The organism is uncultured Litoreibacter sp., assembly GCF_947487515.1.
GTDB lineage: Bacteria > Pseudomonadota > Alphaproteobacteria > Rhodobacterales > Rhodobacteraceae > Litoreibacter.
On the sequence record NZ_CANKWO010000002.1, the window covers coordinates 592,145 to 617,415 of the forward strand.

27 protein-coding genes are annotated in these 25,271 nt (G+C 55.9%); 10 read left to right on the forward strand and 17 right to left on the reverse strand.

All coding sequences use genetic code 11. The features are described from left to right. The 6 genes from Q0746_RS08545 to Q0746_RS08570 form a co-directional block, all read right to left on the reverse strand. Complete coding sequence (locus Q0746_RS08545; protein WP_298259213.1) at positions 1–729, reverse strand: glycosyltransferase family 25 protein; 729 nt, start codon at positions 727–729, stop codon at positions 1–3. Then, entirely contained in the window at positions 726–1,787 is a 1,062-nt protein-coding gene (locus tag Q0746_RS08550; RefSeq protein WP_298259215.1) for a glycosyltransferase family 4 protein, read from the reverse strand. Before Q0746_RS08550 ends, Q0746_RS08545 begins: the two co-directional genes overlap by 4 nt. After that, a complete protein-coding gene (locus tag Q0746_RS08555; protein ID WP_298259217.1) occupies positions 1,784–2,161 on the reverse strand; it encodes a hypothetical protein in 378 nt (125 codons plus the stop codon). The genes Q0746_RS08550 and Q0746_RS08555 overlap by 4 nt, the downstream gene beginning before the upstream one ends. Positions 2,162–2,255: 94 nt before the next feature. Continuing rightward, the gene (locus tag Q0746_RS08560) at positions 2,256–3,215 is read right to left on the reverse strand and encodes a DMT family transporter (protein WP_298259218.1); all 960 of its coding nucleotides are present in this window, start codon (positions 3,213–3,215) and stop codon (positions 2,256–2,258) included. A gap of 10 nt (positions 3,216–3,225) precedes the next feature. Next, positions 3,226–4,332 carry a 3-isopropylmalate dehydrogenase gene (leuB, locus tag Q0746_RS08565; RefSeq protein WP_298259220.1) on the reverse strand — a complete coding sequence of 369 codons (1,107 nt, stop codon included), beginning with the start codon at positions 4,330–4,332 and terminating at the stop codon, positions 3,226–3,228. A gap of 63 nt (positions 4,333–4,395) precedes the next feature. Next, positions 4,396–5,325 carry a LysR family transcriptional regulator gene (locus Q0746_RS08570; RefSeq protein ID WP_298259222.1) on the reverse strand — a complete coding sequence of 310 codons (930 nt, stop codon included), beginning with the start codon at positions 5,323–5,325 and terminating at the stop codon, positions 4,396–4,398. Between the two features lie 92 nt (positions 5,326–5,417). Between Q0746_RS08570 and Q0746_RS08575 the strand changes: the two genes are divergently transcribed. Next, the gene (locus Q0746_RS08575; RefSeq protein WP_298259224.1) at positions 5,418–6,353 is read left to right on the forward strand and encodes an NAD-dependent epimerase/dehydratase family protein; all 936 of its coding nucleotides are present in this window, start codon (positions 5,418–5,420) and stop codon (positions 6,351–6,353) included. Here Q0746_RS08575 and Q0746_RS08580 read toward each other — a convergent pair. From Q0746_RS08580 to Q0746_RS08590, 3 genes are all read right to left on the reverse strand, one after another. Beyond that, entirely contained in the window at positions 6,261–7,211 is a 951-nt protein-coding gene (locus tag Q0746_RS08580) for an endonuclease/exonuclease/phosphatase family protein (protein WP_298259226.1), read from the reverse strand. The two genes, Q0746_RS08575 and Q0746_RS08580, sit on opposite strands and share 93 nt — an antisense overlap. Before the next feature lie 20 nt (positions 7,212–7,231). Next, positions 7,232–8,161, reverse strand: a complete 930-nt coding sequence (locus Q0746_RS08585) for a hypothetical protein (protein WP_298259228.1) — start codon at positions 8,159–8,161, stop codon at positions 7,232–7,234. A 227-nt stretch (positions 8,162–8,388) separates the two neighbouring features. Beyond that, entirely contained in the window at positions 8,389–9,384 is a 996-nt protein-coding gene (locus Q0746_RS08590; protein ID WP_298259230.1) for a helix-turn-helix domain-containing protein, read from the reverse strand. A gap of 133 nt (positions 9,385–9,517) precedes the next feature. On the opposite strand from Q0746_RS08590, the gene Q0746_RS08595 reads away from it, so the two are divergent. Then, positions 9,518–10,537, forward strand: coding sequence for a hypothetical protein (locus tag Q0746_RS08595; protein ID WP_298259232.1), 1,020 nt, complete (start codon positions 9,518–9,520; stop codon positions 10,535–10,537). Positions 10,538–10,597: 60 nt separating this feature from the next. Here Q0746_RS08595 and leuD read toward each other — a convergent pair whose 3' ends face one another. Further along, on the reverse strand, positions 10,598–11,203 hold the full coding sequence (leuD, locus tag Q0746_RS08600; RefSeq protein ID WP_298259234.1) for a 3-isopropylmalate dehydratase small subunit: 606 nt from the start codon (positions 11,201–11,203) through the stop codon (positions 10,598–10,600). Then, on the reverse strand, positions 11,203–12,609 hold the full coding sequence (leuC, locus tag Q0746_RS08605; protein WP_298259236.1) for a 3-isopropylmalate dehydratase large subunit: 1,407 nt from the start codon (positions 12,607–12,609) through the stop codon (positions 11,203–11,205). Before leuC ends, leuD begins: the two co-directional genes overlap by 1 nt. A gap of 205 nt (positions 12,610–12,814) precedes the next feature. Between leuC and Q0746_RS08610 the strand changes: the two genes are divergently transcribed. Further along, complete coding sequence (locus Q0746_RS08610; RefSeq protein ID WP_298259238.1) at positions 12,815–14,245, forward strand: mechanosensitive ion channel domain-containing protein; 1,431 nt, start codon at positions 12,815–12,817, stop codon at positions 14,243–14,245. Between the two features lie 12 nt (positions 14,246–14,257). Here the strand turns inward: Q0746_RS08610 and Q0746_RS08615 are convergent, their stop codons facing one another. Beyond that, complete coding sequence (locus Q0746_RS08615; protein ID WP_298259240.1) at positions 14,258–14,479, reverse strand: helix-turn-helix transcriptional regulator; 222 nt, start codon at positions 14,477–14,479, stop codon at positions 14,258–14,260. Next, on the reverse strand, positions 14,479–15,009 hold the full coding sequence (locus Q0746_RS08620; protein WP_298259241.1) for a DUF2975 domain-containing protein: 531 nt from the start codon (positions 15,007–15,009) through the stop codon (positions 14,479–14,481). The genes Q0746_RS08615 and Q0746_RS08620 overlap by 1 nt, the downstream gene beginning before the upstream one ends. Before the next feature lie 68 nt (positions 15,010–15,077). On the opposite strand from Q0746_RS08620, the gene Q0746_RS08625 reads away from it, so the two are divergent. After that, positions 15,078–15,605 carry a hypothetical protein gene (locus Q0746_RS08625; protein WP_298259243.1) on the forward strand — a complete coding sequence of 176 codons (528 nt, stop codon included), beginning with the start codon at positions 15,078–15,080 and terminating at the stop codon, positions 15,603–15,605. Positions 15,606–15,657: 52 nt separating this feature from the next. On the opposite strand, the gene Q0746_RS08630 is transcribed toward Q0746_RS08625, so the two are convergent. Then, positions 15,658–16,077, reverse strand: coding sequence for a c-type cytochrome (locus Q0746_RS08630; RefSeq protein WP_298259246.1), 420 nt, complete (start codon positions 16,075–16,077; stop codon positions 15,658–15,660). 172 nt (positions 16,078–16,249) lie between these two features. Here Q0746_RS08630 and idi point away from each other — a divergent pair, with 172 nt between their 5' ends. The 4 genes from idi to Q0746_RS08650 all read left to right on the forward strand — a co-directional run bounded on the left by idi (position 16,250) and on the right by Q0746_RS08650 (position 18,206). Then, positions 16,250–16,786 (forward strand): isopentenyl-diphosphate Delta-isomerase, encoded by a 537-nt coding sequence (gene idi / locus Q0746_RS08635; protein WP_298259247.1) that lies wholly within the window; start codon positions 16,250–16,252, stop codon positions 16,784–16,786. A 197-nt stretch (positions 16,787–16,983) separates the two neighbouring features. After that, a complete protein-coding gene (rsfS, locus tag Q0746_RS08640; protein WP_298259250.1) occupies positions 16,984–17,379 on the forward strand; it encodes a ribosome silencing factor in 396 nt (131 codons plus the stop codon). A 4-nt stretch (positions 17,380–17,383) separates the two neighbouring features. Then, positions 17,384–17,854 (forward strand): 23S rRNA (pseudouridine(1915)-N(3))-methyltransferase RlmH, encoded by a 471-nt coding sequence (gene rlmH / locus Q0746_RS08645; RefSeq protein WP_298259252.1) that lies wholly within the window; start codon positions 17,384–17,386, stop codon positions 17,852–17,854. Between the two features lie 91 nt (positions 17,855–17,945). Continuing rightward, the gene (locus Q0746_RS08650) at positions 17,946–18,206 is read left to right on the forward strand and encodes a hypothetical protein (RefSeq protein WP_298259254.1); all 261 of its coding nucleotides are present in this window, start codon (positions 17,946–17,948) and stop codon (positions 18,204–18,206) included. Between the two features lie 4 nt (positions 18,207–18,210). Here the strand turns inward: Q0746_RS08650 and Q0746_RS08655 are convergent, their stop codons facing one another. After that, positions 18,211–19,440, reverse strand: a complete 1,230-nt coding sequence (locus Q0746_RS08655; protein WP_298259256.1) for a polysaccharide pyruvyl transferase family protein — start codon at positions 19,438–19,440, stop codon at positions 18,211–18,213. Next, positions 19,434–20,663 (reverse strand): Coenzyme F420 hydrogenase/dehydrogenase, beta subunit C-terminal domain, encoded by a 1,230-nt coding sequence (locus Q0746_RS08660; protein WP_298259258.1) that lies wholly within the window; start codon positions 20,661–20,663, stop codon positions 19,434–19,436. Before Q0746_RS08660 ends, Q0746_RS08655 begins: the two co-directional genes overlap by 7 nt. A 93-nt stretch (positions 20,664–20,756) precedes the next feature. On the opposite strand from Q0746_RS08660, the gene Q0746_RS08665 reads away from it, so the two are divergent. Together Q0746_RS08665 and Q0746_RS08670 are read left to right on the forward strand one after the other, a co-directional pair. After that, on the forward strand, positions 20,757–22,055 hold the full coding sequence (locus Q0746_RS08665) for an oligosaccharide flippase family protein (RefSeq protein WP_298259260.1): 1,299 nt from the start codon (positions 20,757–20,759) through the stop codon (positions 22,053–22,055). Beyond that, positions 22,052–22,936, forward strand: a complete 885-nt coding sequence (locus tag Q0746_RS08670; RefSeq protein ID WP_298259262.1) for a hypothetical protein — start codon at positions 22,052–22,054, stop codon at positions 22,934–22,936. The genes Q0746_RS08665 and Q0746_RS08670 overlap by 4 nt, the downstream gene beginning before the upstream one ends. On the opposite strand, the gene Q0746_RS08675 is transcribed toward Q0746_RS08670, so the two are convergent. After that, complete coding sequence (locus tag Q0746_RS08675; protein ID WP_298259264.1) at positions 22,933–25,164, reverse strand: hypothetical protein; 2,232 nt, start codon at positions 25,162–25,164, stop codon at positions 22,933–22,935. The genes Q0746_RS08670 and Q0746_RS08675 overlap by 4 nt on opposite strands. Positions 25,165–25,271 lie beyond the last annotated feature (107 nt).

The following is a 25,271-nucleotide window of genomic DNA, read 5'->3' on the forward strand; positions in this document are numbered from 1 at the left end:
CTATCCGCGCCTGCGCGACAGCGTCGCGATCTGGTTTCTATAGGTCCAACGCTTGGCGGCCGCGATCAGCTTTTGCCACAGGCTTCTTTTGCGCGACACAGTGCTGCCGCCGGATTCTTGCGTCAGATCAGAAACCCCTGACGGCACAACGCAATGCGGGTGAATGCCTGTCTCCCAAAACAGCTGCAAAAAGCCGTCGACCGGTCGATCGATTTGATCGCAGCAGGCCAGAAGCGACTTTGCGGCCTTCAAACTTACCAATTGGGCCGAGGTTCGCAGTGGAACAATCTGGGGCCGGATCACGGCTTGAGCGCCCGATTGCGCCACCACTGTGAAGGGCATTCGAACCTCACGCACCTGCAATTGTATGTACCCAAGTTCATCGATTTGGGATTCCGCGCAGGCCAATGCAGCCTCAAAGGTGTCTTGATCGATCGACACGTCGTCTTCCAAAATGAGCGCAACCTCAAGGTCGGTGTCGACCATGTGCTTCCAAATGCTGCGGTGGCTCTCGAAACAGCCAATTTCGCCCATCGACAGCGAAAAGGGGTAGGCGGGTTGGAACAATGACTGTTTCGCCACCAGTGCTGACCGTTGCGCCGCGTCCATCGCAGCACCGTCACACGCAGGCCAAAGTCGCGCGGGATATGGAGACCGATCCAACATTGCCTCAACATGAGGGCGTCGCGAGGTTGCGCGCTCTAGGTGGATAACGAATGCTTCAATCACTGGCCAAGACCTTCACTCCAAAGTTGCTGATAGACCGCGTTTATCCCATCGGCCTCTGACTGAATGCCGTAGCTATCACGGGCAACCTGTAACGCACGGCGCGACATGGTCTCTAGAAGATCACGGTCTGTTAGCAAACCTCGGATTTCGGAGACTGCCCCTGCGACATCCCCCAAAGGCACAACCCGCCCAGCCGTCCCTTGCGCAGAAAACGCGCTGAAATAGCCAGTGTCCGTCGCCACAAACGGCACGCTGGACGCCATCGCCTCTAGTGGGGTCATTCCATAGCCTTCATATCGCGGCAACGGCACCAGCAGACTAAGCGCCCGCAGGGTTTTAGACAGTTGAACAGGCTCTAACTCACCTAAAAACAGTATTCTGTCAGCAAGATTTGCGGCAGCGACCCTCGATTTGAGGTCCGACAAAAACGCGTCGTTCGAGCCCCCAGCGCGGCCAATAACCAAGGCCGTCGTATCCAAATGATCCGGCAGCACACGGATCATCGCGTCAACAAATTGATCGGTCCCTTTTTCCGGCCGGATGCGTCCGACAGCAGCGATCCCTCGCGTACCAGGAAAGCCCGTTGCAGCCCAAGCCGCCGCGCGGTCCTGTGCGGGATGGAAGGCCTCGGTGTCAACACCATGGGGCACCACCGCACGCACATGCGGCACATAGTCGGCCGCCGCCTCGGTCGTGGCAATCACGGCATCCATGCGCGAAATCAACCAACGCGGAAACGCCGAGTGACGCCGTTGCGCGGCAGACGTAAACACAATCCGAACCGGCAAGCGCAGCACATCACGGGCCCAAATGGCCGCACGCATTTCAGTGTTGCGGCGCACATGCCAAATGGAAAACGGCGCATCATTGGGCGCATTTCGCGATAAGATACGGGCCGTCTTCACATCAATCGGATCAGGGCAGTCGGGCAAAGGGTGACCTACCAAACGCAGATCAAATCCCTTCATTTGTGCCCGCACCACGCCTGCCGTTGTCGCCGAGACTCCGGTGAAATTCTTGTTGAAATTCGTAACGAAAAGGGGCGGCGTTTGGCTCATCCCCTTTGATTACGCCAGCCTGCGGTCACGAGCAACGCCCATCCAAGTAGTCCCTGACCATGTGCTGACAAATTTTCCTCGGCCTGAAACAGAAGAAGTTCCGCTATGTGCACTGCACCTCGCGGCCACCCGATGACAAATTGCGCAGGCAGCCCATCAATTATCAGCCGATAATATTGATAGTAGATCTGCGGGGACAGCCAAACAAACAGCACGAAAAGCACCAATCCGATGAGAAGTCGAAGCCCCAACCGACGGCCACGACTGAGCAGCCAAGAGGCCGCCAGCCACACACAAAACAGCGCGAATGACAGCAACAGCAACCCGCCTTGCTGAGCGACTGAGAGAGTAAAGAAGCTATCCGTATCGTACAAAACAGGCTCTATTCAGGCTGAAGATTGCATCTGAGCAAGCCTAACCCAGCTGCCCCAAATTGCAATCCGGCGACATTCTGGTCTGTGCCTCAGGCTATTTTCCCTTCTTGCGCGGATGAAGCGGCCACAAAAACGGGCTGATCCGAGGGGATGTCCCCGTTTCCGGCCGCGACCGTGTCCGAAGAACCGGCGTCGTGGATGTCACAGACTTGCTTTCGCGCAACACAATATACAGCCCGCTTCCGATGATAATCGCTGATCCTATTAGCGTGCCAATATCGGGATATTCGTTGAAAAAGAACGCCCCGTATACCGTCGCCCACAGGATTTGACTGTATTGCATGGGCGCGACGATCACGGCCTCGCCGGTGTTATAGGCCCCGATCAAAAACCGCCCCGCCGTCCACGCAAAAACAGCAACAATCGCAATGCGCCCGATGTCTTCTATCGGCATGGGAACATATACCGTGGGCAATAGAGCGCCCATCACCAGAAAGTTGGCCATCATCGGGTACAGCATGATGACGACCGTCCGCTCATCACGCCCGATTTTGCGCACGATGACCGACGCGAACGCCCCACCAACCGCGCAGGCCAATGCCGCCAAATGCCCTAAGCCAAGCTCTGTCTCGCCTGGTCGCAATACCACCAGAACCCCGCATAGACCGACCAAAACCGCGATCCAGCGACGCAGCCGGACTTCCTCTCCCAAGATCGGGATCGCCAGCACCGTGATCAACAAAGGAGAGGCAAAGATGATTGCATATACCTGCGCCAAGGGCAGCACGGAAAAGGCATAGAACGCCGAAAACCCTGTCACCACTGCCGCAATGGTGCGGGCAATCATCCAATAGGGATGGCGCGGAATAAGTGTGCCGCTGGTCGTGTCGCGCAACAACCAAAGCGTGGCCAGTGGAAAGCTGAACAACACCGAGAAGAAGACGATTTGAACGGGTGAATACGCCCCGCCCAACACTTTGATGACAACGTCATGGGTCGAGAAAACCCCGAATGCCACGAGGGCAAGCAATGCGCCTTTTACATTCGGGGTCATCTGCTTGCTCCTACAGGCTGGCGTCAAGCGCCTCCAAAATCACATCACCCATCTGCGTGGTGGAAATTGGCGTGCCCCCTTCAGGGCCCATCAGATCGGCTGTACGCGCACCATCGCTGAGGACTTTTTCAATCGCTTTCTCCAAGCGTGTTGCCTCGTCACCTTGATCAAAGGAATAGCGCAGGGCCATAGCAAAGCTCAGAATGCAGGCAATCGGGTTTGCCTTGCCTTGGCCGGTGATGTCCGGCGCAGACCCGTGAACGGGTTCGTACATGGCCTTCGGGCGCCCTTCCGCATTGGGCAAGCCCAGCGACGCAGACGGCAACATGCCAAGAGACCCGGTCAGCATCGCCGCGCAATCGGACAAAACATCACCAAACAGGTTGTCGGTCACGATCACGTCGAACTGCTTGGGCGCGCGCACCAGCTGCATGGCGCCATTGTCCGCATACATGTGCGACAGCTCTACGTCTGGGTATTCTGCTTCGTGAATTTCAGTCACAACGTCCCGCCACAAGATGCCAGACTCCATGACGTTGGCTTTCTCCATCGAACACACTTTGTTGCCACGCTTGCGCGCCAACTCAAATGCCGAACGGGCCACACGCGCGATTTCGGTTTCAGTGTAGCGTTGGGTGTTCACGCCGACGCGCTCGTTGCCCTCTTTGTGGATGCCGCGCGGCTCTCCAAAGTAGACACCAGAGGTCAATTCGCGCACGATCATGATATCAAGGCCGGATACGATGTCTTTCTTCAGCGACGAAAAATCAGCCAAAGCGTCAAAACACTGCGCAGGACGCAGGTTGGAAAACAGGTCCATTTCTTTGCGAAGGCGCAGCAAGCCGCGTTCCGGCTTTACCGAAAAATCCAGATCGTCATATTTAGGGCCGCCAACAGCGCCCAACAGAACCGCATCAACTTCCATCGCGCGGGCCATCGTCTCGTCCGCCAAAGGCACGCCGTGCTTGTCGTAGGCCGCCCCGCCCACAAGGTCGGTTTCGACATCAAATGTCAGATCACGCTTCTCACCAAACCAGTCGATGATACGCGTAACTTGCGCCATAACTTCGGGGCCAATGCCGTCGCCCGGCAGGATCAGGATGGATGGGTTGGACATGGGATACGCTCCGTCAAAAAAGGGTCCCCAGCGAGGTATCGCGCACGGCCAATGGGGTCAAGGTTACGAAGGGGAATCCATCACTGGGATCGCGGTGTCTTGCGACAATGCAGGCGTTAATCCTTCCTCCAGAACCTTCCAGACAGCTGCAACCCGCGGTGTATGCCGAAGGGCCTCATGTGTACTCAACCAGATCTCCAAACTTGGAACGATGAAGTGCGGCATGACCTCTTCGACCTCGGGAAACGTGCTGGCAAGCGCACAGGCCATAACCCCGACACCACCGCCTGCGCGGATCATCTCGCATTGGACGATCTGGCTGTCGCACCGGAAGGCAAAGTCCTCTCGTGTAAGCTTCCAGCCCACATTGGCAGCCCCGCGAATGAACCGCTCCGAGCGGTCAAACCCCAAAAGATCGTGCTCCATAAGCTCAGAAACAGTTTCTGGCCGACCCCGTCGATCAAGATAGTCTTTGGAGGCAAAGAAGCCCAACCTCATCATCCCAAGTCTTTTGGTGATTACCTCCAATTGGGTTGGCCGGTGCATTCGCACAGCAATATCTGCTTCGCGGTACAACAAGTTTTCTGTGACGTCGGTCGAGTTCAGCTCAACCTGAATGTCGGGGTATTTCAACCGAAGGCGCGCAATGATCGGCGGAAGCGTAAACATCGCGGAAAATTCGCTGGCGGTTATGCGCACCGTCCCTTTGAGAGTGGTGTCATGACCCGCGGCCACCGTCGACAATCCCGATGCCGCGGACTTCATTGCGTTTGCGTGCGGCAGCAATGCCTCGCCTTCTGCGGTCAGGCGAAACCCTTTTGCTTGGCGGATGAACAGCACGATTCCAAGCTGCTCCTCCATGGCCTTGATCTGCCGACCAAGGGTCGGCTGGCTCACCCCGACTGCACGCGCAGCACCCGTCAGAGACCCTTCGGCAACCACCGCCAAAAATGCCTGTATGAAGGTCCAATCAAACTGATCAATGCGTTCCATTCATAAATGAATACCAGACCTTCGTTTTTTGGCAATTTCATTTCACTGATGACTGAGCGACGCTGGGGAACCTCAGTTCAGGAGACCGTCCCATGACAAAATCTGTACTCATCCTAGGCGCAAACGGGCAATTTGGCCGCAATGCCGTCGCCGCGTTTTCATGGGCAAACTGGAATGTGACGCGGTTCGATCACGACCGCGGATCGCTGTGTGATGCAGCGTGGGGGGTGGATGCAATTGTGAACGCTTGCACGCCAGAGCACCCCGATTGGGCGCAACAGATGCCAACCCTCACGGATCAACTGATCGAAACGGCAAAAGATACCGGTGCGACTGTCCTGATCCCGGGTAGCCTTTACAACTACGGCACAGACCTGCCGGTCGAAGTGCGCGAATCCACCCCTCGCCGCCCAACCGGCCCGTTGGGGCACTTCCGTGAAACCACCGAGCGGGCGTACCGCGACGCAGGTGTAAAGACGATCATCCTACGCGCGGGAGATTTCATCGACGCGGCACCAAGCAAAACTTGGTACCACAAGGTCATTACCGCCAAGCTGCACAAAGGCGTGGTGGACTACCCCGGTCAGTTGGACGCTCCGCACGCTTGGGCTTTCTTGCAAGACCTCGCGGATGTTGCCGTTATGCTGTGCGACAAAGCATCAGAGCTGCCAGAATTTTTTGAGATGAATTTTCCGGGATACACAATAACAGCACGCGAATTGTCCCATGCATTGGAACAGGCAAGCGGGCAGAATTACGCGCTTCGCCAAATGCCTTGGTGGCCTTTGACCTTGGCGCGCGCCTTCTGGCCGACAGCAAAATCACGGCGCGAAACACAGTATCTTTGGGACCGTCCGCATCGTATCGCATCCGATCATCTGAGCGAGATACTCCCTGATTTCGTCCCGACGCCCCTGCACGATGCGATCGCTGCCTCATTGCCAAGCCACGTCAATCCAAACGGGAAAATGCCGCGTTCCCCTTTCGGTAAACGGCGCTTGTTCGATCCCTGCTGCACGCACTCCTAAGTGGGGTGACGGAAGGATGTAATCGACCCTAAGCGCCAAGCCCGACGCCCATTGCGCCGTCTCAAGTTGACCGTCGGGCCTTTTTGGCGAGGGGTCTTGAAGCCCGCGATGACTAAGCAAATTGATCAACGGCGGCTTGAGACCTTCGCCTGCAATCGGGTCGTTGTTCAAGGTTCCAGCCAGTATGAGGTGCATATCGCGAAGATGCGGCTGTGCAATGTAGCGATGCCAAAACTGTAGCTCCGCGGCGTTGCGCAATCCGTTTCGATCTTCCGGCCCATCAAAAACGGGGGTGGACGCATGGGACATCAACACCCGAAGCGGCCCGCCAGGCATCCTAATGCCTACATCCCATGCCGCGACCGAATGCAAAGGCAGGACGCCCAAAGCCCCCTCGGAGAAGTAGTTCTCCTTTGGTAAAGTTGTCGGCTCCTCGTCTCGCCACAAAAGCCCGCTTAGGTCGATGACATCATCCGCAAGCGGAAATCGCGACAGCAGCAACATCCCTCCTTGCCCTGCGAAACGGCCATAGCCAAGCATGTCGCGTGGCTGCCCCAACTTGCCATTTCGATCTAAGTCGAAGCCACTATCAATGCCGGTGTTTGGGCGGGCGGTGAACGCATGGGGCATTTCGTGGCCCAGCGTCCTTAGCCGCTTTTGGATCAGCTTTACCGCGACCTGATCATGGTCGAAGTCTACGTTTTGAAGCACCGCAACATCCGGTCGAAGCTCGGCAATGCGCAAGAGATCCGGATCGGGTTCATCTTTCAGAAGGTCTCGGACGAGCAACCCAGGCCCATCGCGGGACAGGCCGGTGTTATAGGTTAGAATGCGGTAGGTATCCGCGGCCACCGGCATGGCGGCCAGCAGCCAAAGGCTTAGGCAGGCAGCAATCCAGCCGCAACCGCGCGCGCGCCGCGCATTCGCTTCTCGTCGATCATGTCGGCAATACGGTTCATTGCAATTCCGCGCATGAACAAGCTTGCGGGAAGGAAAGCCCATATGGCGATCATCCAAACCAGAGTTTGCGGCGAATTCATCATCGACGCGTCAAACAGCCCCGAAGCAGAACGCGCCACGGCTGGCGTCAAGAATGGCAGGAAGAACCCTAACGCAATGTTAAAGCGCGCATCGCGGTTCAAACGTGTCACTACATCGCCCCCCATGGTGGGGTCGAAAGTCGGCAGATTGGTCCAAAAGTTGAAAGCTTGTGTCCGATTTGGCCATCCCAAGACGCGCAACACGATCAAGAACACAGCCAAAGTCAGCAATGACACCAAGTAGCTAAGCCCCACAGCCGCGCGCATCAGGTTCATATGTTCCATATTCGTTTGATCAGGCACCATCAGCATAATCAACCGGACCGGACTATATGGAAAATCAATCACATGGCCAATCAGATGGCCAACAGCGTGGACAAAACGGGTCAGCGTTGTCGGCTCGTACATGCCTCGGAAGATGATCGAAAGCAAAAATACGGTGACGAAAAGCGACAAGAAACGCACGCGGTTGAAGGGCGGCGCATTGCGGAATTCGATAAGGCAAGGATAGGTGGAGCCGTACTCGATGAGCGTGATCAGGCCCGCAAAGAGACCGATCAAGACGACCATCTGTGTCGTGTCCTGCGTCATTCCCGGTAGCAAAAGAGATGGTGTGCAAATCAACAGCACAGCAAACATTGCTCGGGCGACCGCGCCTGTTAGGCGTGATACCACGTCGATAAACCCCTCAACCCGAGCGGGCCCGATGCTTTGCCGAACCCTGTCCCAGATGGATGATCCCTTGGCTTCTGCCGAAAGGTGCCTCATTTTCGCCTCAGTTTTGCCTAGTTTCATTACGTCCTTCAACCATCTGATAAGACTGGGGGAATTTATTGGATGATTCCGTGGTATTCTTGTGTCAGTGAAAAATGACCTATCGCGCATCTAGGCAGAGGACTGTTGCTGAACCCAATATCTAGCGCGAACCATGTCACAATTGTGGGCATGGCTAAAAATGAAGTGCGATGAATTGGTTAATAGTTAACCCTGAAACCTTATTGCTGCTTAAGCCATACGCTTGGCGCTGCTTGTTTGATCCGCAAGAATTCCCGATTGAAGTTGGACTTGGTGTTAAAGCCCGCAGACAACATGGCAGAGGTCACGTTTTCCCCGTTTTTCAAGGCGATGCAGGCCACTTCCACACGACGGGTATTGATATAGCGCGACACATTCTCGCCCGTTGTGCGGTTCACTGCAGCAGAAACCGCTTTGATCGGCAGGGTCAATCTACGCGCAATTTGATTCAAAGTAAGGTCAGGATCTAGATACAATTTTTGCCCAGTCATTAGCACATCTAGGCGGGCCATGATCTTCGCGTCTTCCTCCGGATCAGTCGTGGGTTTTTGATCCTGAGCTTGATCTTCCTCCGCCTCCGATGGCCATAAACTTGTAGATAGGCTGATCCCCCCAAGCATCAATAGCATCCCAGACGACGACACAGAGATGATCCAAGCCTGCCACCCACCATACCCCATAATCTGCGCAACCAAGATCATGGCATCCCCAAACGCCGACAGGATCAGCGACAGTCCAATTCCGCGCCAAATCCATACCGGAAGATTGCCAGCCGACAACCGCGCGTTGGGCAAACCATCCGCCCCGCGCATGGAAACAAATAGAATTGCCCCGCCATAGCCAACAAACGCAGCCGGAATCAGCGCATCCAATGGGGCGCGCGCAAACACGACGCAGAACGCCACAAACGCCGGAACCAATGCGTGGGGCAAATGGCGCTGAAGGCTGAACCTGCGCACTGCCGATGTCTCGAACGCGACCCAAGCCAGCGGCGGAATTGCGGCGGCAGTAATCGGTTGCAGCAAACGCGCCCAGCCGACGCCATAGTGCTGCGCCAGCGCGATGATGAGGCTCTGAACAGCGGCTTGCAGCACAAGTACCGCGATAAAGTTACGCCCGCGGCCTTCCACAACGAGTTTCAGAAATAAAAAACCCAGAACAAAGCTTCCGAACAACGGGATGGGAAAAACGGGCATATCAATTGGTCCTTTCGCCCCCTTGCTAGTCCTAGATCGCGTTCTGCTCGACCTAAAACCGGTTTTGGGACGCGGGAAAGACCGTTTTTTCGCATCAGAGTTTCAGTCACGTCACAAATTGAGGAACTTCGACATGAAACAGATCGCACTTTTGGCCGCTGCCTCGCTAATCCCCGCAATGGCGTCTGCCGATACAAACGTCGCAATGCGCGATTTCACCTATCAAGCCGAACACCACGGCAAGCCGGTACCGGCGGTCATCTGGTACCCCTCGGTCAGCGGCGGAGAGGTTACCCGCGTCGCAGAGAATGCCGTTTTCCACGGGATAGATGTGCGAATGGATGGGTTACTGTCGCAGGCAGAAAAACTGCCGGTGATTTTACTGTCACACGGGCTTGGCGGGAACTGGAGATCGATGTCATGGCTTGCGGCGAATCTCGCGTCGCAAGGGGCATTGGTTGTAAGCTTAAACCACCCTGCCAGTTCCACCTTTGACTTTGATATGCGTCGGGGGTTGAAGCATTGGACACGCGCACGGGACATGTCGCGCGCCTTGGACAAGCTGATGGATGATCCGGAATTCGCGGGTCGTATCGACGCGTCCCGCATTATGGCGGCGGGTTTTTCCTACGGCGGCTGGACCGCGCTTTCATTGGGCGGTGTGACCGCGAATTTGGAAGGCGAGATCACCGAATGCGAGGTACAGCAAGACGCGTCGTCCCATTGCGCCGACTTGCGTGAAGCAGACGTGAGCTTTGCGCAGATGGACGCCGAGTTGTGGGACGCGTCCTATAAGGATGCGCGGATCACCCATGTGGCGGCGATGGACCCCGCGCTACACCATGGGTTCAGCCCCAAGAATGTTGCGGATTTGGACGCTGACACTTTGATGATCGGGCTGGGTGAAGGGAAAGATCGTTTGGTCGCGACGGATTTCGACGCCAGTGGACTTGCGGATCTGATGGTAGAGGCCAAGGTGGTGCGGATTGCGCCTGCCTATCACTTTAGCCTGCTGCCTTTGTGCAAGCCGGCTGGGCCTGCAATCTTGAAGGAAGAAGGGGATGATCCTGTCTGCACCGACCCACAAGGTGCCAACCGCGCCGCAATCCACGCGCAAGTGATCGATCTGATCTCTACGCAGTTGGGTCTATAAAATGAAAACGGCCAGCCCCGAGGTGTCAGGGCTGGCCGTTCTATTTGGTATGCTAGGCGATTAGACCCAAGGGCGCTCCGCGCTGGCTTTGGCTTCAAACGCCTTCACGCTGTCGACCTTTTCCATTGTTAGGCCGATGTCATCCAAGCCATTCATCAGGCAGTGCTTCTTGAAGCTGTCCACCTCGAAGCTGAATGTCTCTCCGTCGGATGTTGTGATGGTTTGTGCTTCCAAATCCACCGACATGCGTGCGTTAGACCCTTTCTCGGCATCTTTCATCAACACGTCCACCTGCTCCTGCGGCAAAACAATCGGTAAAATACCGTTCTTGAAGCAGTTGTTATAGAAGATGTCTGCATAGCTAGGCGCCACAACGCAGCGGATGCCGAAATCTTTGATGGCCCATGGCGCATGCTCGCGAGAAGAGCCACAGCCGAAATTGTCACCGGCGATCAGAATCTCGGCCTCGCGGTATTGAGGCTTGTTCAGCACGAAGTCAGCAATTTCGTTGCCTTGGCGATCGAAACGCATCTCATCAAACAGGTTCACCCCAAGGCCAGAGCGCTTGATGGTTTTCAAAAACTGCTTCGGGATGATCATATCGGTGTCGATGTTGACCAAGGGCATAGGAGCCGCGATGCCTGTGAGTGTTTCAAACTTATCCATTACATCATCTCCCGAACGTCGGTCAGTTTACCGGTGATTGCTGCGGCCGCCGCCATTCCCGGCGAAACCAAGTGGGTCCGTCCCTTGTAGCCCTGACGCCCCTCGAAGTTCCGGTTGGAGGTGGACGCGCAACGCTCACCTTCCGCCAACTGATCGGGGTTCATCGCCAGACACATGGAACAGCCTGCAAGACGCCATTCAAAGCCCGCATCTTTAAAGATGTCGGCCAAGCCTTCTTCTTCCGCCTGCGCACGTACCAAGCCAGAGCCAGGAACGATCATCGCCCGCAAACCTTCTTTGACCTTCTTGCCCTTCAAGATCTCGGCTGCGGCCCGCAAGTCTTCGATGCGGCCGTTGGTGCAAGAGCCGATAAAGACCGTGTCGATCTCAATGCCGGTCAACGGCTCACCGGCGGTCAGACCCATATAGTCGAGGGAGCGCTGAACCGCTTCGACCTTGCCGCCTTCGTATTCGGTCGGCGAAGGCACAAGTGCTGTGATTGGCAGAACGTCTTCTGGGGATGTACCCCATGTCACCGATGGGGCGATGTCTTCACCTTTCAGGGTGATGACCTTGTCGAAATGCGCACCTTCGTCGGTGAACAGTGTTTTCCAATAGGCCAAAGCAGCTTCCCAAGCGGCACCTTTCGGCGCGTGAGGACGACCCATGCAGTATTCGTATGTTGTCTCATCGGGCGCGATCAGGCCAGCACGTGCGCCGCCTTCAATCGCCATGTTGCAGACGGTCATCCGGCCTTCCATCGACAAATCACGGATCGCTTCGCCGCAATATTCGATCACGTAGCCAGTGCCACCAGCCGTGCCAGTTTCACCAATAACGGACATGGTGATGTCCTTAGCGGTTACACCCGGCTTCAACTTACCGGTGATTTCCACCTTCATGTTCAGCGACTTCTTCTGGATCAGCGTTTGCGTGGCCAGAACGTGTTCAACCTCGGATGTGCCGATGCCGTGGGCAAGTGAGCCGAACGCGCCATGTGTCGCGGTGTGGCTGTCGCCGCACACAACCGTCATGCCGGGAAGGGTCCAACCCTGCTCTGGGCCCACGATGTGCACGATACCTTGGCGCACGTCGGACACTGGGTAGTAATGCAGGCCAAATTCCTTGGCGTTCTTGTCGAGGGCTTCAACCTGAATGCGGCTGTCCTCGGTCATGGTTGTTGCGTTGGCGCGGTCCAGCGTGGTGGGGACGTTGTGATCTGGAACAGCGATTGTTTTGTCAGGCGCATGCACCGAACGACCCGCCATGCGCAGGCCTTCAAACGCCTGCGGGCTGGTCACTTCGTGAACCAAATGACGGTCGATATAAAGAAGGCAGGTGCCGTCCTCGGCTTCATGGGCGACATGAGCATCCCAGATTTTGTCGTAAAGCGTCTTGGGGGACATGATGGTCCTCTCCCGTATTAGATGAGTGTGATAGGCAGACAGACAGCGCGCAACTATAGTCGCGCGAGTACCGAAAAGGTCGCGCCGTAAAAGCGTTCGCGCAGCCTTGCGCGGTCGTCGATGTCAAACACGAGTGTCATAGCACTGCAGATACACACGCTAGCTGAGTCTCGCAAGGTCCAGAGGTTGCGGGTTTCATCCTCACATGCAAGGATTCACCGAAGCATATGAAAAGAACACGATGGCAAACCACGACGGGAACAGCGTTACACTAGAAAAAGTGGCCGAGGATGCGGCAGGGACCGCGGAAGCCACGCCCGGACTTGTGCCAGATAGCGCAGCGCAACCCGTCACCGAATTGGTGGACCTCGGACAATCGTTCATAGCGCAGTCGGAAGCATTCGTGACGGCTATGTTGCGGCCATGGAATGCCTATCAAATTGCCATTGCTTTGGCTCTGTGGGGCGCCGCGCATTTGCTGAGATCGGTGCTAGGGCCACATATTCGCGGGTGGATGGCAACGCGCGAAGGGTGGCCCAAGTGGCGCATGCGCATCCTTGTTGTGGTGCATCAACGGCTAAGGCCCATTTTCTTTGTTTTGCTTTTGTGGGCCGCCGTCGCCCTCATGCGCGAGATTACATGGCCCAGCCGATCCTACATTCTTGGCATCATCGCAACCTTAGCTACCGCATGGATCGTCGTGGTGTTTGCCACAAGGCTGATCCGATCCAAGTTTCTTAGGCTGTTCGTACGATATGGCGCATGGATCTACGTAGCGCTGCATGTGCTGGGCCTAAAGAACGACGCGGCGACCTTGTTGGACCGCGCGTCGCTAGAGGCAGGCGAGTTTCGCATATCGCTGCTATTGATCGTCCAAGCCGTGGTTATTCTAGGCGTGTTAATCGCCTTCGCGCGCTTTTTCACCACCACGACATCAAACCGCATCCAAACAAACGAAGACATCTCTCCGTCCATGCGGGTTTTGATCATCAAGGTGCTTCAGATCGGCGTCTACGGCATCGCATTCTACATCGGGGTGAAGGCCATTGGCATTGACCTGACCGGATTGGCCGTGCTTTCGGGCGCCATTGGTGTGGGTCTTGGTTTTGGTCTGCAGAAGGTGGTTTCGAACCTCGTGTCGGGGGTTATTATTCTGCTCGATAAGTCGATCAAACCCGGAGATGTGATATCGTTGGGGGAGACCTTCGGCTGGATCAACACCCTTGGGGCGCGGTATGCTTCTGTTGTCACGCGTGACGGCAAGGAATATCTGATCCCGAACGAAGACCTGATCACCAATCAAGTTGTAAACTGGTCGCATTCCGACGACTTCGTGCGGCTCGATATTTTCTTTGGCACCGCATATGGTGACGACCCCCACCAAGTTCGAAAGCTGGCGATAGACGCGGCGAAAAGCGTGGATCGGGTGCTGGCGTTCAAGGCCCCCGTTTGTCACATCGTTGGTTTTGGGGATAGCTCTGTAGATTACATATTGCGGTTCTGGATCAGGGACCCCACCCAAGGTTTGACCAACATTCGTGGGAACGTATATCTGGCCCTCTGGGATACATTCCAAGAGCACGAAATTTCCATTCCCTTCCCGCAACGAGAAGTCAAAATGCTGGACGGGGACTAGATCGTCGTGGCGTTAGTCGGCACCTGATGGGACGGCTACCGCTTCGATCAGGTCTCCAGGTTGGCACTCCAGCGCTTCGCAAATCTTTGCCAAAGTCTCGAAGCGAATGCCCTTTACCTTGCCGGACTTCAGCAAGGAGATGTTTTGCTCGGTTATCCCCACACGATCGGCAAGCTCACGCGAGCGCATCTTCCGCAAAGCCAGCATGACATCAAGCCGAACAACTATCTCCATCACACAAAGCCCCTGTTTTCTTCTGCGGCCTGTGTGGCCTCAACCATCGCAAGGCCAATCAACAACATCAAAACCCCACCAATCAGATAGCCGATCCCGTCCGATGAGATGCCAATAGACAGGGAAATATCCTCCCTGTTCATAGTCATCAAGATGGACCAGATCGGTTCCTGAACAAAGCGCACAACAGGAAGAAACAGCAAGCCCAATCCAAGATTGCGGATGGTGTGGGCGCTGTCGCGCGAAAGAAATGATCTTCGCGCATAAAGCCCGAACAGAATATGGGCCTGCCACAAAAGGTATATTTGAACCGCAACCGAGGCCAAGCCAACAATCAACATCGAACGGATAGTGCCGCTGCTGAGAACGCTACTGCCTGCAATTTCTGGCGCGTCGCGCAGCAAAACAGCGCGTCCGGCTTCGACATCGATGAAGAAGTAAACAATTCCAAGAACCATCAGGGCCATGATGACCAGTGTCGCAAAACCCAGAAGCCGCGCCAGCTGGGATATAGAAAATCGGTTGAGCATTGCTTTTCCCTTTTAGAATCATTTTTTATCGTTTTACAGTAAATTATTAATTTAGCAAGGAATGTAAGATGAAGATGATATGGCCCCTAGTTTTGTGCCTTTGCGCCTGCGGAAGCCTGTCGCCCATGGCCGTGGTCCAGCTGATGACACTCTCCCCGTTGGAAACAGACCCCGCACATCTAGCGGTGGCATTAGAGCTGCCCGAGGGCGTCAAACTTCCCGACGGCGCCGCCTTTATCCAGTTATCAGCAAAGCAAACAAAGACCGGCCAAACCACCGATCGCAGGTACCCGCTTCTGGCCCGCTCCGAAGGCAGTAACAGAACGATTTACCAAGTTGCCCCCCGTGATTTGGAAACGTTGAGACAACAACAATCCCTGATTTTGGGCTGGGGCGAGGCGGATAAAGACGCGACGCAAGGCTCCTTCAGCGTGGGCCTTAACGGGTGCAAAACGGGGGATGGGCCGCAGCCTGACGGGGTCGTGAACATTTTCATACGAACAACCCCCGACAGAGCCTTTGTTCCAATGATCAAAGAAATGCCGTGGTCAGAGGTGCTGGAGCAAACGAAGCTTGAGGATCTACAAAGCTGCTAACAAAAACGGCGACCCAATTGGGTCGCCGCAAATATGAATACTTCGAGGGTGATTAGCTTTCTGGGCTAACCGACACCAGATAAGCCCAGATGTCAGCCGCATCTTCGGCCTTTTTCAACTTGAAGGACATCTTCGATTTGGCTTTCGGGTCGTCCAGCTTGGCTTTCACCCAAGCTTTTGGATCTGCCAGCCATTCAACGAATTCTTCTTCTGTCCATTCGATGCCTTGCTCTCCGGCGGCAACTACGGATTTGCTGTATTTAAAGTCTGCTGTGCCAGCAACACGACCCGGAAGGCCGAACAGATTGGGGCCAGATTTGCCGCCTTTGGCAATGGTGTTATCCCCGTCCGCAATCATGTGACACGACTTACATTTCTTGAATGTTTTCTCGCCTTTGGCAGCGTCACCCTCTGCGAAGGCAGGGGCTGCGAATAGGGCTGTGGTCATTACTGCAATTGCCGCAAATTTCATGGCTATATTTCCTCTTAGTGAATCTCGTCTTCGCGATACTAGAAGAATAAACCACAGATTGCTGCTCAATTATGAAACAATTATGTGAGCAGGGCAAAATGTCGCCATCTCGCCAAATCATTGAGCTTGAGCTAGGACGTGGCACAGCCCTCGCAGCCAACGGAGAACCCACATGAGCACCGAAACCATGATCCCTGCTTGGGTGGACGGCAGTTTAACTCCGGTGGAAAAAATGAAGGTCCACCAAGACGGTCTGCGTCACAAGGCAGTATCTGTGTTTGTAATGAACCGCGACAAGGTGCTGATCCAGCGCCGTGCTTTGTCAAAATATCACACCCCAGGACTATGGGCGAACACCTGTTGCACGCATCCTTTGTGGGATGAGCCGCCGCTTGACTGCGCGATCCGCCGGTTGGACGACGAACTGGGCATCACTGGTCTCGACCCGATATTTCGCGACCAACTTGAGTACCACGCGGACGTTGGTGGGGGGCTGACAGAGCATGAGGTCGTCGATGTCTTTATCGCCGAAGCCCCTCAAACGCTGGCAATGTCGCTTAATCCCGACGAGGTTATGGAGGTCAGATGGGTCAGCGTTTTCGACCTCTCCGCGGAGGTTGAACAGCATCCCGACCGGTTCACCGCATGGTTGCAGATATATTTGTCCGAGCATGCCGAACGTATCTTTGGAAACTTGGTTCATAGTTAATCAGACAAAAATGCAGCACTTTCCCCTATTTTTACTAGTTTTGGCGCAGCACAGCCGTGCCACGGCTTGAACAAATTGTTTCAGCCCTGTAAGCGCGCGGATTGAGATTTTATCGTCATACTGCTATCTTATACTCATGACGCGCCTATCATCGGGCGCCTGCACAGGAGGTTTGAGCTCTGTCTCAACATTCAAACGTGGCCGCAAATGCCGCCACCTCGCCGGCCAAAGCGGCCACCAAAAAAGATCCAGGGACCAGCGAAGAACTGCTGGCGCGGATCGTTGAGTTCCTTGAATCGGAAAAAGCCGAAGAGCTGGTGCAGGTCGATCTGCGCGGGCGCTCTGAGATTGCCGACTACATGGTGATTTGCTCTGGTCGCTCTACCCGTCAGGTCACTTCTCTGGCTGAAAAGTTGACCGATACGATCAAGCAGGAATTCGGGCGGTATGGGAAGATGGAAGGCAAATCGCAAGGCGATTGGGTTCTTCTTGATACCGGCGATGTGGTTGTTCACATTTTCCGCCCAGAAGTTCGCGAATTCTATCAGCTTGAAAAGATGTGGCTGCCTGGCGGCGGCGCGGACGCCGAGTAACCTCATGAAGGTCACGATCTGCGCCATCGGACGCCTTCGGGCGGGGCCGGAATTTGACCTGATCAAGGACTACCTTCAGCGATTCGACCGCACGGGCCGCAACTTGGGATTGGGCCCCGCCCAGATCATCGAGCAGGAAGACAAAAAAGGCGGCGGATCCGTGGCCGAGGCCCAACTGCTGCTGCGGGCCATCCCAAAGGGCGCAAAGGTCTGCGCCATGGATGAACGCGGAAAAGTCATGACGTCGCCGGAGTTCGCGACCATGATGGGCAACTGGCGCGACCAAGGCACCAGCGACATGGCGTTTATCATTGGTGGAGCCGACGGATTAACCAAAGAGCTGCGCAACCAAGCCGACGCATCGCTCTCTCTTGGCAAAATGGTGTGGCCTCATATGCTTGCCCGCGTGATGCTAAGCGAGCAACTGTACCGCGCGGCATCTATCCTGTCGGGGTCACCATACCACCGCGTTTAAGCACGACCTGCGAACGGTGGCCTCAACTATTCTTAATGCGATCTGTGTCACAACATCTGCCGACTTCATTATTTGTCAGGACAGGTACCACATGGATAATTTCTCTGCTTTTCCCACCACTCCGATTTCCCCCGCACGATCCGCCAGCACCGTAGTGCCGAGCGATGGTAGCGACCTACCTCACATCAGTCGTGCCCTCTATGTCGGGCAAACCGGTGCGCTCTCTGTTGAAATGGCTGATGGGGATATCGTCACATTTGAGGGTGTACCCGCAGGCAGCATGCTGCCAATCCGCGCCACCAAAGTGCGCGACAGCGACACGACGGCGGCTGCGATAATTTCACTTTGGTAGTGAGTTAAAGCCGCTCATCCATCGCCCGCCACCGATGCCCGACCGCAAGTTGCGCTTGGGCGTCGGTACGTTTGTGCAGCGCCACCTCGCCGATCACCCGCGTCAAGCCGTCGATGTAATCGCCCAAGCGCTCTTCTCCGATCATACGGGCAATCTGCACCTGCCGCGCCAACGCTTCGCGATTTCGAAACCCGCTGAGCACCGACTGCACCAACGCCTCCGACCCAAGAGTGCGGCAGTCTAAGGTTGCATCAAATCCCAAAGACCCAAACAGCCCCACAAATTTGTCGCTATATGCAAGCGGCACCACCGGCACGTCAGAGGAAAACGCCGCGATACAAGAATGCATGCGCGCACCGACGAAAAAGTCCAAGCTGGAGATAAACGCCTTGGCCGCGCTTGGGGACTTGAAGGCAGGCGCGACGGTGACCTCTGGTATTCTACTTTGAATGGTAAGTGCGGCGTTCATATCGTCTTCCGACGGCATCGACGGGCTGATCACATGAGGGACAAGCACCACCTCAGGGCGTTCTGGCAATCCAAGCAACTGAGCAATCAATTCGTGCATGGTCCCGACAAAATCTGCACGCAGATCGAACTGATTTCGGCCCGTATATCCACCCGCCATCAACAGACCCGAGACATTCACACCAATGACGGGGCGCGTCCAAACCGGAACATTGCCCTCGACCGGCAACTGCAAAGCTATGTCACTTGCGGTAATCACCGGCCGCGTGACCCCCAAGCGTCGCACAGCGGCCGTTGAATGGTCATCACGCGCGGCAACAAGGACCGCACGTTTCAGCAGATCACGCGCGAATGGCCGCACAAGTCTGGACGTGAACGGCCCATATGTTTGTGGGGCAAGCACCACAGGGCAACGCGACATGTGAACCAGATACTTAAGGTACATCATTCGGCTCAGCCGTTTTGCTCCGTAGATATCGGAAAAGCTGTCTCCTGCTCCGATATCCACCATCATATCACATTGCCGGAACATATTCATGACCCGTCGCGGAGCCTTCATGACCTCCCCCGTCAGCCGCACAATTGAGACGTCCGCGCCTTGTACATAGGGTGTTCGTGTACCCGCCCAGTCGAACAATGTGATGGCGATCTCAATGCCGGTGGCCTGCGAAATGCTGCGCAAGATTTCTATCTGACTAATGGTTAGCGCCCCGACCCCTAAGTTGTCGGAATTGGACGAGTGAAACAGCAGCCCTACATTCAGCATTGCCCACCCTCCTCTTTCACAGATGGGCGCAACGCGCGCCGCAACATCCCTCCAAAGTTTCGCAGTATCTCAGTAAATGACGCTTGGCGCGCCATCGTCCAAACACCCATCCCGCGATACTGCGGGACAGGGCGACCCAAGACCCGAAGGGCGGCAAGTCTGGCGGCAAGAACACGTCGCCGTCTGGTTTGCCCTGGCTGAATGCGGGTTAGCTCATTCACCTCATAGGGGGCCGCACTGAGGTGGCCCGCCGCCACAGCCGCGTCGACAAGTCTGCGGCCAAGATCCGTCCGGCACAAAATAAGACTTTGCCCAGGACGGTCATCAAAACTTGGATAGCCCTGCGCATCAGTTTCCCAAGCATCGGCGAAGACCACATCTGCGAAAACCCCACTGCCATCTGCACAAAGCTTGCAACGCTGCTGTACTGTTTTGGACAGGATGTTGCCCCAGCTTTGGCTGTAGCTCATGGTGTGCTGCTTCCCGTTGTCCAGCACCGCAGTCGCCAATCCGGGCCAGCCCTCCCCGCGATGTTGAAAGCGCAGGACCCTATCGGGAAGCACGTCCAATTTTTCCAAAATATCCTGTGAGGAATGCAACGAAGGCACCCCCGCGCAAAAGAACGATATCAAGACCGGCACCATGTCTGCCACGTCGGAATCCAGTTTTCTCAGCGACCTTAAGGCAGAAACATCGCAAGGTTTTCCAATGAAGGCATACCGACGGCCATCACCCTTCAGTGTGTTCAGAATATCCAACGGGCTGGAGGGCGCATAGCGTGATCCTGCCGCGGCCAGCACCTCTTCGGCGTTGGTTGAGACGCTGGTGACATTGGCCAAAGGGTTGGACGGATCAGCCTTGATATGGATCACGCCATCAACCTCTTGGGACTCAAGCAAAGAGATGGCGAACCCAGAAAGCGCGCCACCGGACGCTGCTTTCTTGCGCAGGGTTTCGTCCGTCGAAAACCCCGTTTCACATGTCACGAATGGCCCCCAAACAGGGTTGATCGTCCGGCCGTCAGGGTCACACGATTGCCGCACGCTAGGGCAAATCTTCTTCAAACTTTGCTTCTGAGAAGGGCGCAGGCTTTTAGAGAACTCTGGCCTCGCATACCCTTTATCCGACAGGCCCATAGTCACCGCGTCAGGTGCTACGGCCGCGCATCCTCCGCAGCCGGCACATAGGTCGGCATCTAGAACCGTTGGGATTGAATGGGTCAATTGGGTCAGCCTTCGTTGGATCTGCGGTTCATTTACCCTCCGTTAAACACCTAAGTGGTTAATGGGCGGTAAAGCTGACTTGGAGCATTCCGTTTGAACCGCATCGCGACCCTGCTGACTGGCAATGGGCTTTCAGCCGCATTCACATTGGCGCGCAACCTTGTGCTGGCCCATATGCTTGGCCCCGCGCACTACGGAATGGCGATTGCAATTGTCATTCTCGCAGCTGCTGCGGAAATGCTCACCACCTTAGGGCTGCCTCATCTGATGATCAGTGGCAAAGGTGGCGCGGCGCGCAGGTTTCAATCCGATCTTCATTTTCTACAAATGACCCGCGGAATAGCCGGTGCTGTGATCATAGTGACCTGTGCATCCCCCTTGGCGCAGGCCTTTGGCAATCCCGAGTTCGCAGCCACCCTGCAGCTTGCGGCACTGATCCCGTTCACGTTGGGGTTCATCCACCTTGATCATTTCAGGGCTCAGCGTCACCAACACCATCTGCCGCAAATACTGGTTCACACCATCCCAGCCGCACTGTCATTTGCGTTGATTTGGCCTTTGTCTTGGCTGCAGGGGTCCCTGAACATCATGCTTCAGGTGTTGCTTCTGCAGGCCTGCACAACGGTGGCTGTGTCACATCTGGTCTCCACGCGCGCTTACCGCATCACCCTGAGCCAAAGCAGCCTTCGCCGCGCCTTGCGGTTCGGGCTACCCTTGGCGGTCAATGGGGTCATGATGTTTGCGGTGCTCCATAGCGAAAAGCTTGTCGCAGGGGCCCGATTGGGGATGTCCGACATGGGTCTTTTGGCAATGGGCATAACCTTGACGTTGACCCCCGCGCTCATTTCGGCGCGAAGCTTTCAGGCCTACCATTTGCCAAAACTGCGCGCCGGTGGCGGGTCGATCATTGGGGTGTCTTTGCTGCTGGCTGCGTCTCTTGCTTCTGGGGTCGCGGCGCTGGCCCCTATGATCGTGTCATGGCTTGGGGTCCAGTTCCTGCCGGTTGTCGGCTTGATACCGATCCTCAGCTGTACCGCGGCCATGCGCTTGCCAAAATCTGCGCTTGCCACAGCCGCCCTTGCAAACGCCAACACGTCATTTCCAGCACTGGCAAATTTGCCGCGATTGCTTGCCATTCCTGTCATGTGGTGGGCCCTGTCTTATGGAGGTGGATTGGAGGCAATCCTTGTTATCGCCTTTGCGGCAGAAGTGTCGGGATGTGTCATCGGCGCATATGTTGCGAGAACATTTGTGCCACTTGCAGAGCTGGTCATCGCCTTAGCGGCCATCTCAATGGTGCTTTCGGGTCAGATCCTATTCGCATCGATGGTTTGTATTCTTGGATGGGGCATCTGTAGCCCCAAACTGGCGCTATGGACGCGCACGGCATGAACCTTGCTATTCACATCGGCTACCACAAAACCGCAACCACATGGTTACAGCGCGAAGTATTTACCCCCACCTTTGGGTTTTCCCCGTTGATGGGTCACAAGGACGTGGATCGGTTGATCCTCCAACCGCATGATCTGGAATTCGACGCGGATACCGCACGGTGCCAGCTTCAGCAAAGCGCAGGGGGCTATTCGGTTATTTCGTCAGAGAACCTGAGCGGCCATCCGTTTTTTGGCGGGCGTCAAAGCGCCACTCTTGCCCATCGATTGCAGAAAATCGCCCCGCACGCGCGCATTGTCATAACGGTGCGTTCGCAAGAAACCATGCTTCCGTCGGTCTATATGCAATACCTTCAACGAGGGGGAACCCTCGGTCATCAGGCGTTCTTTGAGGGGTCATCAGGCTTTGGATACCCTGGATTTGAGCTTCGTCATTTTCAGTATCACCGGCTGATCGCCTTGTATCAAAGCCTGTTTGAGCACGTCCATGTCATGACATTTGAGAAAATTTCCCAAAATGCAGATGCTGCAATATCGAGTTTGTTTCACGCCCTTGGCCATGCTCCCCCTACGGGGGCGGCACTGAATAGATCGCGCGTGTCTGCGTCGATGCCGCAGGCAATTGCACCCGTTCTTCGCGCGATCAATCACACGCGCAAAAGCACTTTGAACCCCAGCCCAGCGCTGACGCTGTCCCGTGAACCGGGCTGGATGTACCGCGCGATCACGGCGACCGCGAGGGCGCGTAGGGTCACTTCACTGCTAACCTCGCGCCCCCTCAGCACCTACGTTTCCGAACAGTTTTCCGAAGCATTCACCGACAGTAACCGGCAGCTGGGCTTGATAACGAAGGGGACATTGGACTTGTCATCCTATCCTTAGGTAGCGTCATCGCCCAGCTTCCAAGCATCGGAATTCACCAGTGAAGGCGGGCCAACCAAAACCTTGTACATCGACGTGGCCGGATCGCTACCGTCCAGCGTGGCTGCCTTCCAAACGGCAATCTGATGAACCGTTGCTTCCGTTTGGTAAGAGCCGTTTGCCGTGGCGAGCAACAGCAGGCTTCGGTTGCTCGGAAGTACCCCCGATCCTGGGGTGAATGCCTCATCCATTTCCAGCGCTCCATCGACCCAAATACGTGCAACGCCAGCAACCATATCAACGGCAAGCACGATCCGAGCACGCACCGAATCCACCATCACACCCGCTGCGGTTTGGATGTTGTTGACCTTCACAATCCCATCGTTATCCCTGACGCGAACACGAAGACTGCCGCTAGGCAACACCTCTAGTTTCAGGTAATTTCCTGTCGTGGTCATCAACGTTCGCGATCCGGATGTTGGTACCGCCATGGCCAGATCAAACGCGAATTGTATTTCGCCTACGCCAGCCCCCAACGCCGAGACATCCTTGAAATATGGACCAGTCGCTCCGGTTACAAAGCTTGGGTCTTGCGCCACCAATGTGTTCGCCAACACCGCATCCGATGGCAGCGGGCGAACCGCAATGCCCTCTATTCTGCTGGCGCCTACATTCACGATGGGCAAGTTTTTGTAGGTCTCGGCATAGTAATCTTGCGGGAATTTTACCGCACCCGTGCCCCCTCCCTCGCCAAATGAAATCATGTCTGTTGACGTGAAGGTCCCTGCTTCGGGGAACAGCCGCACACGGCCAGAAACCAGTTCGGCACGTGATGCAGGCACCCCGTTGATTTGCCACCCGAACACATCGGTCCAATGGTCAAAACTCGTTGTAAGTGGTGCCTCATTGCGCGAAGACCGCAATGTGGTGATCGGCCCCGCACTGGACCACACCTCGACATAGGATCCCGAAGGCTCCCACGCGCATTGATCAAACTCCGGTACGTCCCAAGACGTCAGTCCGCTGGATTGCAAAATCGCATGGGCAACAAGTCTGGCATAACGGCAGGCACCATCGTCGTGGTCATCTGACGGATGGCTGTAGTCGCCCCATCCCCCCATTCCGTCTGATACGCCATTTCGGTATGCCAAGGGCTCCAGACCGGCGGGTAAAAACCAATTGTCGGCATGCAGGTTTTCCAACATCTCGCGCCATGCCACGCGCGCTGCTTGCTTGTTGCTAAGATTATCATGGGTAGCGCCAAGAGCAGTGACTGTGGCGTTCTGCATGTCCTCACCAATGTCAAATCTATGCGGGCCAAACGGCACCCAGCGGGTGTGGGCCGGATCATACAGCTCTCCAAACCAATGATTGGCGGTATAGCTGCTGCTCTGACCAAAGGAAATCGTGGCGGGGAAGGTGACAGGGCTGCCGTCCGTTTCCTTGCCTGTGAACAGCGGGAACAATGCCTCGCCGTAGTGGTCCCCCAAGGCCCCGGGAGAGGCAAACCACGACACCGCAGGCAGGCCAACATGCTGTCCATCCGCCGTGGCAAAACCGTGCAGCATTACGTCATCGGCCCAATTGCGCGCAGGGTCGCTATCGTCAACCAACTGCCTGAACCCTGTTCCCGACTTCGCTTGGAAGACGATCGCGATCTTGTCGTCTGGGCGCTCGGCTAGAAACACATTTGCCATCGCCGCCAATGCAGATGTGTGAGGGTCGGCGGTAGACAGATGCTTAACAACAGGCACTTCATCCAACCAAAGCGCCTGCACCATGTCGTCGGCCAGCAAAGGTTCAGCGGCAATGTTGTCATGCGCAAGTGACCGAATACGGACAATCTCTGACTGCCCCCAAAGGGCAACGACATGCCCTACGCCAAATCGGGCCGCTCCAAGGGCGCGGGTCACCGGTTCAGATTTGATGCGCACTTCGGGGCGAATCCATGCTGCGCGGCGCGAATGCGTAGCGATAAATTGCCAATCCCCATTTTCGTCGATAACGGTCGCATCCGTCCAGCTGGTGATCGTGCCATCCTCGCAGATGAACCGCAGTTGAACCGTCTCGCCAATTGTTCCGGTGCCACTAAGCGGGATGTCGGCCAGATCACGGCCAAAGGCCGCGCCACTGTCAAACAAGGTCTTGTCACGCGAGAACGCATTCAAAGTAATCTGCGTCACCGCCACAAACGGAGTTGCGTCCGCTGCTCGTGTTGGCCCCAGTGTCAGCCCTAGTAGAATTGTCATTTGTACCCTTTCCCTCACATCGACCAAGGAAAGAGGCGCACGCGGCAAGACCACAAAGCGCCCCAAACAGGTGCGAAGCGTCTCGTGCATGTGGTTGAACAGGCTGT